The organism is Mesorhizobium shangrilense (assembly GCF_040537815.1).
Classification (GTDB): domain Bacteria; phylum Pseudomonadota; class Alphaproteobacteria; order Rhizobiales; family Rhizobiaceae; genus Mesorhizobium; species Mesorhizobium shangrilense.
Genome location: NZ_JBEWSZ010000001.1, coordinates 3788155 through 3801907, shown reverse-complemented (window position 1 = coordinate 3801907; position 13753 = coordinate 3788155). Strand labels below are relative to the sequence as shown.

The 13753-nt window shown below is 61.7% G+C and carries 12 protein-coding genes; 6 read left to right on the top strand and 6 right to left on the bottom strand.

The window, feature by feature from the left end:
- Window positions 1-723, top strand: coding sequence for an HAD family hydrolase (locus ABVQ20_RS18555; protein WP_354460949.1), 723 nt, complete (start codon window positions 1-3; stop codon window positions 721-723).
- A 232-nt stretch (window positions 724-955) separates the two neighbouring features.
- Here the strand turns inward: ABVQ20_RS18555 and ABVQ20_RS18550 are convergent, their stop codons facing one another.
- From ABVQ20_RS18550 to ABVQ20_RS18540, 3 genes are all read right to left on the bottom strand, one after another.
- On the bottom strand, window positions 956-1870 hold the full coding sequence (locus ABVQ20_RS18550) for a hypothetical protein (RefSeq protein ID WP_354460948.1): 915 nt from the start codon (window positions 1868-1870) through the stop codon (window positions 956-958).
- Window positions 1871-2187: 317 nt separating this feature from the next.
- Window positions 2188-2850: a class I SAM-dependent methyltransferase gene (locus tag ABVQ20_RS18545; protein WP_354462210.1), complete on the bottom strand. Its 663-nt coding sequence runs from the start codon at window positions 2848-2850 to the stop codon at window positions 2188-2190.
- Between the two features lie 80 nt (window positions 2851-2930).
- Complete coding sequence (locus tag ABVQ20_RS18540; protein WP_354460947.1) at window positions 2931-4925, bottom strand: long-chain fatty acid--CoA ligase; 1995 nt, start codon at window positions 4923-4925, stop codon at window positions 2931-2933.
- Window positions 4926-5396: 471 nt separating this feature from the next.
- Here ABVQ20_RS18540 and ABVQ20_RS18535 point away from each other — a divergent pair, with 471 nt between their 5' ends.
- From ABVQ20_RS18535 to ABVQ20_RS18515, 5 genes are all read left to right on the top strand, one after another.
- On the top strand, window positions 5397-6989 hold the full coding sequence (locus ABVQ20_RS18535; protein ID WP_354460946.1) for an ABC transporter substrate-binding protein: 1593 nt from the start codon (window positions 5397-5399) through the stop codon (window positions 6987-6989).
- 51 nt (window positions 6990-7040) lie between these two features.
- The gene (locus tag ABVQ20_RS18530) at window positions 7041-8048 is read left to right on the top strand and encodes an ABC transporter permease subunit (protein ID WP_354460945.1); all 1008 of its coding nucleotides are present in this window, start codon (window positions 7041-7043) and stop codon (window positions 8046-8048) included.
- Between the two features lie 70 nt (window positions 8049-8118).
- Entirely contained in the window at window positions 8119-8973 is an 855-nt protein-coding gene (locus tag ABVQ20_RS18525) for an ABC transporter permease subunit (protein WP_227349592.1), read from the top strand.
- Between the two features lie 2 nt (window positions 8974-8975).
- Entirely contained in the window at window positions 8976-9845 is an 870-nt protein-coding gene (locus tag ABVQ20_RS18520; RefSeq protein ID WP_354462209.1) for an ABC transporter ATP-binding protein, read from the top strand.
- A complete protein-coding gene (locus ABVQ20_RS18515) occupies window positions 9842-10675 on the top strand; it encodes a dipeptide ABC transporter ATP-binding protein (protein WP_354460944.1) in 834 nt (277 codons plus the stop codon). Before ABVQ20_RS18520 ends, ABVQ20_RS18515 begins: the two co-directional genes overlap by 4 nt.
- Window positions 10676-10712: 37 nt before the next feature.
- On the opposite strand, the gene ABVQ20_RS18510 is transcribed toward ABVQ20_RS18515, so the two are convergent.
- From ABVQ20_RS18510 to ABVQ20_RS18500, 3 genes are all read right to left on the bottom strand, one after another.
- Window positions 10713-11984, bottom strand: a complete 1272-nt coding sequence (locus tag ABVQ20_RS18510) for a cysteine desulfurase-like protein (protein ID WP_354460943.1) — start codon at window positions 11982-11984, stop codon at window positions 10713-10715.
- Between the two features lie 47 nt (window positions 11985-12031).
- Window positions 12032-12706 (bottom strand): amino acid ABC transporter permease, encoded by a 675-nt coding sequence (locus ABVQ20_RS18505; protein ID WP_354460942.1) that lies wholly within the window; start codon window positions 12704-12706, stop codon window positions 12032-12034.
- A gap of 190 nt (window positions 12707-12896) precedes the next feature.
- Window positions 12897-13694 (bottom strand): ABC transporter substrate-binding protein, encoded by a 798-nt coding sequence (locus ABVQ20_RS18500; protein ID WP_227349204.1) that lies wholly within the window; start codon window positions 13692-13694, stop codon window positions 12897-12899.
- Window positions 13695-13753: the final 59 nt, after the last annotated feature.

Sequence of the window (13753 nt, the reverse complement as noted above, 5' to 3'; positions counted from 1 at the left end):
TTGGAAGACATCAGGGGAATATTGTTCGACAAGGACGGCACGCTTGTCGACTTCAACGCAACGTGGCTCGGCGTCGCCGATTTCATGGCCATGGACGCATCCGAGGGTGACCGCTGGAAAGCCGACAGGCTGCTGGCGGCGGCTGGGTTCGATTTTACAGCCAAACGCTTCAAGCCCGATTCGATCTTTGCCTCCGGCACCAATCTCGACGTCGTCGAACTGTGGTTCCCGAGACTGTCGGTGGAAGACCAGATGCTGGCCGTGGCGCGCTTCAACGAGATCACCTCGGTGCAGGGGTCGAAGATGGCGGTTGCGCTGCCGGGCATCGTCGACACGCTGTCGGTGCTGCACAGGAAATCCTACCGGCTTGGCGTCGCCACCAACGATTCGACCAGCGGTGCGGAGAAGACTCTGGCGACGCTGGGCGTATCTCAGCTTTTCGACGCCGCCTATGGCTATGATGCCGTGGCCAATCCCAAGCCCGCGCCGGATACGATCCTCGCCTTCTCGGACCTCACCGGCCTGAAGCCGGCGGCCATCGCCATGGTCGGTGACAACCGCCATGATCTCGAAATGGCGCGGGCCGGCGGTTGCGGCCTGGCCATCGGCGTCCTTTCCGGCACCGGCACCCGCGAGTCGCTTGCCGAGATTGCCGACGTCATCCTGGATTCGGTTGCCGACCTGCCGGACTTTTTGTCAGCGAGGGTCAAGGAGGCGAGCTGACGGGCAAGGCGGGCAAACGCAAATCCACTTGAGCTTCCCGCCAGTGGCCGAGATGGGTGGAAAGCTGTCTGACCGGTGCTGACGCAGCCGGTCGAAAAGCGGACATTCGGTGATCGGCGAATTTGGTGCCATTAGCGGACGTGCTAATATTGAACTAAAGCCGGCGAATAAGGCAGCCGACCAGAAAGAGATGCCGGCTAACCCGCGAAACAGACCAAAGTCATGAGCGAGACTAGTCTATAGACCATTTTGCAATGCGCCCATCTGAGATCGTTGTGTCGTACCGCTCAATGAACTTCAACATTTTTTCTGTGTCGGCATAAGTCTGCGCCCAATTTGCCGCGCCATTTCCCACGGCCAACATCAATAGATAAAGGTTGAAGGGCTTTGGCAGTCGCGGGTCTAATCGTGGCAGTGACGGGGCCCTTCCAATGTAAGGTGCGATGGAAGACACCTTTCCGGCGAGCACCTGTCTCGATGCGAGATTCGTCATGTGGAGAACCGAGTTTCGGAATTCCCAGACCTCAACGGCGCTGATCCCGATTGGTTTGAGGTCCACATATGTGTCTAGCCAGTCGGTGAAATTGCCGCGAATGTCGCCATGCTCCACAAAAGCGAGCGTGTCGATGCACGACATGAGCAACTTTGCCGACGATACATGGTGGCCAGCGTTGAAAAGTAACTTGATAGCTTTGAAATAGTCGTCGTTGAGCAGCTCGGCCAAGTGGAATTTATTATTCCGCACGTAGGTGACCAAATAGTCTGGGACTGATCCACGCCCTTCAATCTGTGTCACGGCATCGCCGCGGAATGGGCCAGTAGAAACCTCTTGACCTACAGTCGGCACACCATCGACAACTGACGTCACACAATAAATCACCGCTCGAGGCGCTCTGTAGTAACAGAACGCCCTCTCGAAATAATGAGTTACGTAGCTAAAGCGTTGCGCCGCAACCCACTCATCGGGGGTGAATGTCCGTTCGAAATCGAAACGCTTGGCGTTTGTGTGATCGGTCTCAACGTTGGCTAGCAAGTGTTCTAGTTTAGCCTCGTCACTGCCAACGACACGGTGATGGCGGACTCCATATTGCCGAGCTACTCCCCCATCAAAATAAATAAAAACGTTGAAGGCGCGCTCCTCGGACATTGACACTCTTTTTGCCTACTTGCTTGTCGTGCTATTATTTAATTCTGCGCGGTGCCATTATTAATTACAACATGGGACGATAATGTTCGCCCGTTAGGCCTTTTTCTCCCGCCTGCATGAGAGCGAGCGATCGTTCCGCCGAAGCCCAGCGGTGAATTTCAGGACACCGCCAGTACGGTTTGACTGGTTGGAACAGGGCAGGCCGGTATTGCCCTGCGGCAGCAATTGGCAGCGTTGAGGAATTCGTATTTATGGCTCAAACGACCGCCATGAGGTCGAACCCGGTCGTTCAGAATGATTTGGTTTTAAGCCGGGCTTCAGCAGTCTTCCAGCTCGAACGAGAAGACACCACTGGGCTTGGTCGCAGCCCCCTTTGCGTCGCCGAAATCCGGCACCTGATATTCTGCGAGTAACCGTAGCCGTGGCAGCGGCAGGTCGTTGCGGCGGGGATCGCCGACAAGCACATCGATGCCGGCTGCCAGGCAGCGATCGAGGAACGGGATAACCCGCAGGGCAACCTCAGGGCCGTAGAACACGTCGCCGGCGAGTACGAGGTCGACCGCCGGCGGCGGCCCCGTGGTGATATCCTTGTCGACAATGGTAATCTCGACGCCGTTGGCCAGGGCATTGAGGCCGATCGCGGCGACGCCGTTGCGATCGATCTCGGCGGCGATCACTTGCCGCGCGCCGGCCTTGGCCGCGGCAATGCCGACAAGGCCGGAGCCGGCGCCGAGGTCGAGCACGCGGCGGCCGGCCACGATTTGCGGATGGCTGAGTATATGGCGCGCAAGCACGGCGCCTCCGGCCCAGGCATAGGCCCAGTACGGCGGCTGGGGCTCAGGTTGATCGTGGTCCGGCTCGACCGCATCGTCGCCCGCGTCGGCGCCTTGGTGGGGATCGACAAGCCGCCTCAGGCCGCTGGCCGGGTGGGCCGTGTAAAGCAGGATTTCAGGCAGCGACGGCACCGGGGCTATCACCATGTTCGCCCTGATGAACGCGACAGGGTCGGGACGGCGGGGCGCCTCTGTCTCGGTGTCGCCGGCGAGGCCGTCGCTTGCCGTCACTCGCGCAGCGCTCGCCGCAATATTTTGCCGACCGGTGTCTTCGGCAGTTCGGTCCGGAACTCGATATATTTGGGCCGCTTGTAGCCGGTCAGGTTCTCGCGGCAATAGGCGATGAGCGCCTCGGTCGTCAGCGCCGGATCCTTCTTGACGACGAACAGCTTCGGCACCTCGCCCGAATGCTCGTCCGGCACACCGATCGCCGCCACCTCGAGAACGCCGGGGTGCTGCGCCACGACTTCCTCGAGTTCATTGGGATAGACGTTGAAGCCGGAGACCAGGATCATGTCCTTCTTGCGGTCGACGATCTTGGTGAAGCCGCGCTCATCCATGAATCCCATGTCGCCCGATTTGAAGAAACCGTCCTTGGTCATCACCTTGGCGGTTTCATCCGGGCGGTTCCAGTAACCCGACATCACCTGCGGGCCCTTGATGCAGATCTCGCCGACTTCGCCGAGCGGCACGTTGTTGTCATCGTCATCGCGGATGGCGATTTCGGTCGAGGGCAGCGGCAGGCCGATCGTGCCGGTGAACTTGTCGGAACCGAATGCGTTGGCCGTTGCCACCGGCGAGGTTTCCGACAGTCCGTAACCTTCCGAGATCGAGCAGCCGGTCAGCGCCTTCCACCGTTCGGCAACACCCTTCTGCACCGCCATGCCGCCGCCCAGCGTCAGGATCAGCGGCTTGAAGTCCAGCTTGCGGAAATCCTCATTGTTGAGCAGCGCATTGAACAGCGTGTTGAGGCCGGGAAAGATGTGGATCGGGTACTTCTTGAGTTCCTTGACGAAGCCGGGAATGTCGCGCGGATTGGGGATGAGCACATTCTGGGCGCCTTGCTGCATCCCCATCAGCGCGTTCACCGTCAACGCGAAGATATGATAGAGCGGCAGCGCACAGACAAAGTTGAGATGCGCCGGCTTCGGCTTGATAGCATAGGCGTCTTCCAGCCACAGTGCGTTTTGCGCCACATTGGACAGGACGTTGCTGTGCAGCAGCGTCGCCCCCTTCGAGACGCCGGTGGTGCCGCCGGTATATTGCAGGAACGCGACATCGCCGGCGGCGACGCTGGCGGGTGTGAAGCGCATCCCGGCGCCGGCCTTCAAAGCGGCGTTGAACTTGACGTGGCCGGGCAGCGACCATGCCGGCACCATCTTCTTCACGCGGCGCACGACGAGGTTGACGATCGTGCCTTTTAGGCCACCGAGCATGTCGCCCATCGCGGCGACGACCACATGCTTGACCGGCGTCTTGGCAATGACCGCCTGCAAGGTGTTGGCGAAATTTTCGAGGATGACGATGGCCTGGGCGCCGGAATCCTTCAGCTGGTGCTCCAGCTCGCGCGGCGTGTACAGCGGGTTGATGTTGACCACGACGTAGCCGGCGCGCAGCACGGCCATCATCGCCACCGGATACTGCAGCACGTTGGGCATCATCAGCGCGACGCGCGCCCCCTTCGGCAACCCCTTGGACTGCAGATAGGCGCCAAAGGCCGCCGACTGCCGTTCGAGCTCGGCATAGCTGATGTCCTTGCCCATGCAGGTGAAGGCCGGCCGCCCCGCGAACTGCTTGCAGGCGGCCGTGAGCAGGTCGCCGATCGAACTGTAGGGCAGGGGGCCGATCTCGGCCGGTACGCCCTTGGGGTAGCTTTTGAGCCACGGCTTATCCGGCAGGCCGGCGGCGAGCACCGTCAGGGCTTTCGGCAACTTGGACGGCGCCGTCGTCGGCGCGGATGCGGATGAAGCCTTTGCCGGTGCGGCTCCGGCAGCGGGCTTGCTGACGACAGGCTTGGCTGCTGCCACTGTCTTCGCGGCGGCGGGCTTTGTGCTTGCCTTTGACGGCGCTGCCTTGGGCTTGGCCGCAACAGCGTTCTTGACCGAGGATGGCTTTGTGTTTTTGACGGAGGGCGCCTTGGGCATCTTGGCCGCCGCGCCGGGATCGGGGGCGGGTTTGGCCTTTGCCTTGGCCGGGGCCGCTGTCCTGGGTGTCTTTGCCACCTGTCCCTCCCTCAGTCGTTCTTGCCGTCTCTTGCCGCGCCCGCCCCTCGATGAAGAGACGTCCTCCGCCGCCGACTGCTGATTTCAAAGGAAATCCCGCATGGCATGTATGTATGGCCACTATCGGCGGTGGTGCAAGACTGCCCCTGCGGCAGGACCGGAAAGATTTGCCGTCAAAATCTTTCCGGCGGCGGCGCCTTTCGGGGGCGACTTCCTGCCATGTCGGTGACGAAGCGGGTCAGTGGTCCGCCAGTTTCGCATCGATGGCGATCAATAAAAAAATGCGGTCGTTAACAATGCCGTGATTGGCAAGTTTTGCTATTTTGTTCTGACTTCTCGCAAAAGTCGGGAATTATTTTCCGCTTCCCGTGGGGTAGGCAAACAGGGAGTTCCAAAGCCGGAAAAACGGTGCTTATATGCGGGCTTCGCGAGCCTGATAGAGGGGCTTGGAAGAACATCAGGGAGTGCTCAATGAAAAAGAAACTGACTTTTGCAGCCGCGTTGCTGGCTGCAAGCGTCCTGGGCGGCGTGGCCAACGCGAAAACTCTGGTCTATTGCGCGGAAGCGTCACCGGAAGGTTTCGACCCGGCGCCTTACACCGCGGGACAGACGTTCGACGCGTCCTCGCGCACCGTTTTCAACCGCCTCGTCGAATTCGATCACGGCAAGACCTCGATCTCGCCCGGCCTGGCTGAGAGCTGGACCATCTCCGACGACGGCAAGGAATACACTTTCAAGCTGCGCAAGGGCGTCAAGTTCGCCCCCACCGACTATTTCACCCCGACGCGCGACCTCAACGCCGATGACGTGGTGTTCTCGTTCCAGCGCCAGGTCGACAAGAACGGTCCCTGGTTCCAGTACATTCCGGGCATTGCCTATCAGTATTACAATGACCAGTTTGGCGACAACATCACCAAGGTCGAGAAGGTCGATGACCTGACGGTGAAGTTCACCCTCAAGGACCCGGCAATCACCTTCGTGCCCACGCTGGGCATGGATTTCGCCTCCATCGTCTCGAAGGAATATGCCGACAAGCTGCAGGCCAACAAGACGCCTGAGCTGTTCAACCAGAAGCCGGTCGGCACCGGCCCGTTCATCTTCGTCGACTACCAGACCGATGCGGCCATCCGCTACAAGGCCAACCCTGATTACTGGGGCGGCAAGCAGAAGATCGACGATCTGGTCTTCGCCATCACCACCGACCCGGCGGTCCGTGCTCAGAAGCTGAAGGCCGGCGAATGCAACATCATGTCCTACCCGGCACCGGCCGATATCGCCGGTCTGAAGGCTGATCCGAACCTGACGGTCGCCGAGCAGGAAGGCCTCAACGTCGGCGCGCTGATGTACAACACCCAGCAGAAGCCGTTCGATGACGTGCGCGTGCGCAAGGCGCTCAACATGGCCATCAACAAGAAAGCCATCATCGACGCCGTGTTCCAGGGCGCTGGCCAGGTGGCCATCAACCCGATCCCGCCGACGATGTGGTCCTACAACAAGGACGTGAAAGACGATCCGTACGATCCCGATGCAGCCAAGAAGCTGCTCGCGGAAGCCGGCGTCAAGGACCTGAAGATGAACGTCTGGGCCATGCCGGTGTCGCGCCCGTACATGCCCAACGCGCGCCGCACCGCCGAACTGATCCAAGCTGACTTCGCCAAGGTCGGCGTCACCGTCAACATCGTCAGCTACGATTGGGGCGAATACCTCAAGCGTGCGTCCGCGGTCGATCACGATGGCGCCGTCATCGTTGGCTGGACCGGCGACAATGGCGATCCGGACAACTTCCTCGGCGTGCTGCTCAGCTGCGCTTCCGTCGGTTCGAACAACCGCGCGGAATGGTGCAACAAGGACTTCGACGCGCTCATCAACAAGGCCAAGACCGTTTCGGATCAGGCCGAGCGCACCAAGCTCTATGAACAGGCACAGGTCATCTTCAAGGAACAGGCACCGTGGGCGACGCTCGCCCACTCCAAGGTGTTCATGCCGATGCAGAAGACCGTCTCCGGCTTTGCGATGGATCCGCTCGGCATCCATCGCTTCGACGGCGTCGATATCGCCGAATAAGGTTCGCGAAACGGGGGCGGTGCCGCATGGCGCCGCCCCCACTCGCCCGCCATGCTGCGTTATATCCTCGGTAAGCTCGCCCTCATCATCCCGACCTTCATCGGGATAACCATCCTCGCGTTTGGCTTCGTGCGCATCCTGCCCGGTGATCCCGTGCTGGTGCTTGCGGGCGAACGGGGCCTGTCGCCCGAACGTCACACGGCGTTGATGCACCAGTTCGGTTTCGACCTGCCGATCTGGCAACAATACCTGACCTACCTGACCAACATCCTCAGCGGTGATTTCGGCACCTCGTTCTCCACCAAGACGCCGGTGCTCAAGGATTTCCTGATCCGCTTCCCGGCGACGGTCGAACTCGCCATATTCGCCATGATCTTTGCCGTCATCTTCGGTGTCGCCTTCGGCATCTTCGCCGCCATCCGCCGGGGTTCCTGGTTCGACCAGCTGACCATGGGAACGGCGCTCGCCGGCTATTCCATGCCGATCTTCTGGTGGGGGCTGCTGCTCATCATCGTGTTCTCCGGCACGCTGCACTGGACGCCAGTATCCGGCCGCATCGACCTTCTCTATTTCTTCAAGCCGGTCACCGGCTTCATGACCATCGATTCCCTGATTTCCGGGCAAAAGGGCGCGTTCCGTTCGGCGTTGTCGCATCTCATCTTGCCCACCATCGTGCTTGGCACCATTCCGCTGGCCGTCATCGCCAGGCAGACACGCTCGGCCATGCTCGAAGTGCTGGGTGAGGACTATGTGCGCACCGCCCGCGCCAAGGGTCTGACCCCGTTCCGGGTCGTGGGCCTGCATGCCTTCCGCAATGCGCTGATCCCCGTCGTCACCACCATCGGCTTGCAGGTCGGTACGCTGCTGACCGGCGCCATCCTGACCGAGAGCATCTTCTCCTGGCCGGGCATCGGCAAATGGATGATCGACGCCATTTCCAAGCGCGACTATTTCACCGTGCAGGGCGGACTGCTTTTGATCGCATTGATCGTCATGTCCGTGAACCTCATCGTTGACGTGCTCTATGCCGTCATCAACCCGCGCATACGGGCGAACTGACATGACCAATGAAGGCCCAGCCGAGATCGAAGCCGCCACCGTCGTCAGGCCGCAGGATGCCCGGCTGCAGATGTTCGCCGAGTTCTGGCACTACTTCTCCATCAACAAGGGCGCGGTGATCGGCCTCTTCGTCTTCGCGCTGCTGATCCTGATTGCCATCTTCGCGCCGCTGCTGGCGCCGCATTCGCCCGACGACCAGTTCCGCGACTTCTTCCTGACGCCGCCGGCCTGGCAGGCGGGTGGCAACGCGCAGTTCCTGCTCGGCACCGACGCCGTCGGCCGCGACATGCTATCGCGGCTGATCTACGGGTCGCGCTTCTCGCTTGCCATCGGCTTCGTCGTCGTCACCACGGCGCTAATCTCCGGCGTCATCCTCGGCCTGCTCGCTGGCTACTGCCGCGGCTGGGTCGACACGCTGATCATGCGTATCATGGACATCATCCTGGCCTTCCCGTCGCTGCTGCTGGCCCTGGTGCTGGTCGCGGTTCTCGGACCTGGGCTGGTCAACGCCATGATCGCCATCGCCTTCGTGCTGCAACCGCATTTCGCCCGGCTCACCCGCGCCGCTGTCATGGCCGAGAAGACCCGTGAATATGTGGTCTCGGCCAAGGTCGCCGGGGCCGGCCATATCAGGCTGATGCTGGTCACCATCCTGCCCAACTGCATCGCACCGCTGATCGTGCAGGCGACGCTGTCCTTCTCCAACGCCATTCTCGAGGCGGCAGCACTTGGCTTCCTCGGCATGGGCGCCCAGCCGCCGACGCCGGAATGGGGCACGATGCTCGCCGAGGCACGCGAATTCATCCTGCGCGCCTGGTGGGTGGTGACATTCCCCGGCCTCGCCATCCTGATCACCGTCTTCGCCATCAACCTGATCGGCGACGGCCTGCGCGATGCGCTCGACCCCAAGCTGAAGAGGTCGTGACCATGCCGCTCCTCGAGATCAAGAACCTCACCGTCTCTTTCGACACCGCCGCCGGCCCGTTCATGGCCGTGCAAGGCATTGATCTCTCCATCGAGCCGCGCGAGGTGCTGGCGATCGTCGGCGAGTCCGGCTCCGGCAAGTCGGTGTCGATGCTGGCTGTGATGGGGCTGCTGCCCAACACGGCGACGGTCAAGGCAGACCGCATGGCCTTCGACGGCGTCGACCTGTTGAAGCTCAGCCCGTCCGAACGGCGCAAGATCGTCGGCAAGGACATCTCGATGATCTTCCAGGAGCCGGTCGCCAGCCTCAACCCGTGCTTCACCGTCGGCTTCCAGATCCAGGAGGTATTGCGCTTCCATATGGGTATGGATGGCGCCCAGCAGCGCGCCCGCGCCATCGAATTGATGAAGCTGGTCGGCATTGCCGATCCGGAAGAGCGGCTCAACTCCTATCCGCATCAGATGTCTGGCGGCCAGTGCCAGCGCGTCATGATCGCCATCGCCATTGCCTGCAATCCGAAGTTGCTGATCGCCGACGAGCCGACCACGGCGCTCGACGTCACCATTCAGAAGCAGATCCTCGATCTGCTGGTCTCGCTGCAGGCCAAATACGGCATGGGGCTGATCATGATCACCCACAATATGGGCGTGGTGGCCGAGACCGCCGACCGCGTCATCGTCCAGTACAAGGGCCGCAAGATGGAAGAGGCCGACGTGCTGTCGCTGTTTGAAGCGCCGAAGAGCAACTACACCCGCGCGCTGCTGTCGGCGCTGCCGGAAAACGCCGTCGGCGACCGCCTGCCGACCGTGTCCGACATGATGTTCGAGCCGGCGCCCTCTGCGGCAGGAACCGCTGCTGGAGCTGCCTCATGAGCACGACGGTCCTCGAAGGCAAGAACATCGTGCGCGACTACCACATCGGTGGCGGCCTGTTCACCGGGCCGCGCACCGTGCACGCGGTCAAGGGCGTCTCCTTCAAGGTGGAGAAGGGCAAGACGCTGGCGATCGTCGGTGAAAGCGGCTGCGGCAAGTCCACGCTTGCCCGCATCATCACGCTGATTGACCCGGCAACGTCCGGTGAGCTGTTGATTGACGGCAACAAGGTCGACATTGCCAAGGGTGGCCTGTCGAAGGAAATGCGCCGCAAGGTGCAGATCGTCTTCCAGAACCCCTACGGCTCGCTCAATCCGCGCCAGAAGATCGGCGACGTGCTGGGCGAACCGCTGCTCATCAACACCGACAAGCCGGCCGCGGAACGGCGCGACCTGGCGATGAAGATGTTGAAGAAGGTCGGCCTCGGCCCGGAGCACTACAATCGCTACCCGCACATGTTCTCCGGCGGTCAGCGCCAGCGCATCGCCATTGCGCGTGCGCTGATGCTCAACCCAAGCCTGCTGGTGCTTGACGAGCCGGTCTCGGCGCTCGATCTTTCGGTGCAGGCCCAGGTGCTCAACCTGCTTGCCGACCTGCAGGACGAATTCCAGCTGACCTATGTTTTCATCAGCCACGACCTGTCCGTCGTGCGCTACATCGCCGACGATGTGATGGTGATGTATTTCGGCGAAGCGGTCGAATACGGTTCGCGCGACGAGGTCTTCGCCGACCCCAAGCACAGCTATACCAAGACGCTGTTCGCCGCGACGCCACGCTCCGACGTGGCCAGCATCAAAGCGAGGCTGGCCAAGAAGAAGGCGGCCGCCTGAGGCCGCTCGATGCAGCCGTCAGGCCAGCCTTCGTCGACTAAGACAGCTTGGCGATGATCGCGCGGAGTGCTTCGCCGAAGCGATGGATCTCCTCGACCGTGTTGTAGTGGACCAGCGAGGCGCGAATGGCGCCGCTGTCCATCGAGAGGTTGAGGCGCTTCATCAGCCGCGGCGCGTACATATGGCCGTCGCGGATGCCGATCTGCATGTCCGCCATCTCCTCGACGATCTTCTGCGGCGACAGCTTGCCGATGTTGAAGCAGAAGGTCGGCACGCGCTCATTGATGCGGGCTTCGTCGGCGACGCCGTAGATCGTGGCATTGCAATCCTTCAGCACGGCGAGCATTTTGCGCGCCAGCACCAGCTCATAGTCGCGGATGGCGCCCATGCCGGCGACGATGTTTTCGCGGCGCGAGCGGTTGTTTGCCGGCGCAAGATTGCGGCCGATCAATTCCAGGTACTGCACGGCGGCATCCATGCCCGACACGTTCTCGTAGATGAAAGTGCCGGCCTCGACCTTGTAGGGCGGCTCGTCAGGGATGAAGTCTTCACGGAAGGTCGGAAGCCGCTTCAGCGTTTCGAAGCGGCCCCACAGGAAGCCCATATGCGGTGAGAAATTCTTGTAGCCGGAGCAGACCAGATAGTCGCAATCCCAGGCCTGCACGTCGATCAGCCCGTGCGGTCCGTAGTGGACGCAGTCGAGGAACACCTCGGCGCCGGCCGAATGCGCGATCTCGGCCACGGAAGCGACATCGACGATCGAGCCGATCGAGTGCGCCGTCACCGTGCAGGCGACGAGGCGGGTGCGATCGGAGACCAGCGGGCGAAGGTCGTCCACATGCAGATTGCCGTCCTCGCGCATGCGCCACCATTTGAACTTGGCGCCGGCGGACTCCAGCGCCAGCCACGTCGCGATGTTGGCGTCATGGTCCATGTCGGTGATGACGATCTCGTCGCGCTCCCCGAGCATCTGGCCGATCCCGAGGCTGACGAGACGGATGAACGAGGTGGCGTTCATGCCGAAGCAGATTTCCGCCGGGCTGTAGGCGTTGATCAGCAACGCTACGCTTGTCCGCGCATCGGCGACGGACTGGTCGACGGTGACGCTGCGGCCATAGCGGCCGCCACGCTGCACATTATGCGAAACCAGATGGTTGGTCACCGCGTCGAGCACGCTCTGCGGGATCTGTGCACCGGCGGCGTTGTCCAGGAAGATGAAGTCGCCAGCCCGTTGCAGCGCTGGAAACATGGCGCGGATAGTATCGACGGGAAAGCCGCCGGCGGCTGTGGTGGATTGCGGATTGTTCAAGGTCGTCTCCTGCGAAATGCTTTTGCAGATGGGATCGGTTGTTGAGCTCAGCGCGTCTTTTCGGTCTTGAAGCGGCGCTCGAGAACGCTGACCAGACGGACCATCGGCCAGAGGAAGATGAGATAGACCAATGCCGCGCCGATCAGCGGCGAGGGGTTGGCGTAGAGCGACTGCGCGTTGGTCGCCTCCTTCAGCAACTCCGGCAGCGCCACGGTGGAGGCGAGCGACGTATCCTTGAACATCGAAACGCAGTTGCTGGTCATCGGCGGAATGACCAGCCGGATGGCCTGCGGCAGCACGACCTTGCGCAAGGTCAGCAGGAACGGCAGGCCGAGCGCCTGCGCCGCCTCGAACTGGCCGCGCGGGATGCTCTCGATGCCGGAGCGGAACACTTCGGCCGAATAGGCCGCCATGATGATGGCAAACGCCGTCACCGCGGACGCCCAGGACGACAGGCGTATGCCGAGGAATGGCAGCGCATAGTAGATCAGGATCAGCACGACCAGCACCGGCAGGGCGCGAAAAATGTCGATGTAGCCGACAGCCAGCATCCGAAACGGCTTTGGTGCATAGAGCCGCAACAGGCTGATCACCAGGCCGATGGGGATGCCGATGCCGATGCTGAGCAGCCCGAGCAGCAGCGTGTTCAGGAAGCCGCGCAGCAGTGCCGGCAGGCTGGACATGATGACATCGGCGTTGAAGAAGGTGTCCAGCAGCGACATGGGAGCATTCCCGAAACGTTGGCGTCCCGCGACGCTAGATGTGGGCATGATCCCAGCCGAAATCGGTTGCCGGCGAGGATCATGCGCGAAAACCAGGGCTACGGCGTATTTGTGCGCTCACAAGGACGCGAGGCGCTGCCGTGGAATCGTGCCGGCATGGAAAACCGGCACGATTTTAACGGAGTGCCGCTCAGGCCTTCGGCAGCGGCATTTCCTTGGCGGTCGAAGAATCGGCCGGTGCGTCGTTGCCGAACCACTTCTTGTGGATCGCGGCGAGCGTGCCGTCCTTCTTCATCGCGGTCAGCGCGTCGTTCAGCTTGCCGAGCAGCGGGTGGTCCTTGGTCATCATCAGGCCGTACTGCTCGCCGGTCTTGATGCGCTCCTTGACGACCAGATCCTTCATCTTGGTGAAGGCATACTGCATGCCTGGAATGTCGCTGACCGCGGCATCGACACGGCCGGCGCTGAGGTCGAGCAGCAGGTTCTGCTGCGTGTCATAGCCCTTCACGTCGCTGAACCCGTCGGCTTCCTGGTGCGCCTTGACCCAGGTTTCGCCGGTCGAGCCGGACAGCACGCCGATGATCTTGCCCTTGAGGTCGGCCTCGGCCTTGATCGGGCTGTCGGACTTGGTCGCGATGCCCATGTCGGAATCATAATAGGGCTGGGTGAACGACTGCGACTTCAGCCGTTCCGGCGTGATGGTGATCGACGAAATGGCGACGTCGATGCGCTTCGATGTGGTGGCGGCAAACAGCGCCTGGAATCCGAGATCGGCGATGTCCGTGGTCATGCCGATGCGCTTGGCGGCCTCGTTGACGATGTCGACCTCGAAACCCTCGAACGTGCCGCTCTCGTTCTTGAACTCGAAGGGCGGGTTGGTCGGATAGGCGCCGACGTTCAGCACGTCCGCCGCATAGGCGGTTGCGGGGCCGGCGGCGATGCCGATGGCGGCGGCGAGAAGAAGCAGGTTACGACGTGTGAAGTTCATTTTTGTTCCCTCTGGTTGTTGATCGGGCGGGTTGGTCCCGCACGGTTTTTTGCCGCCTC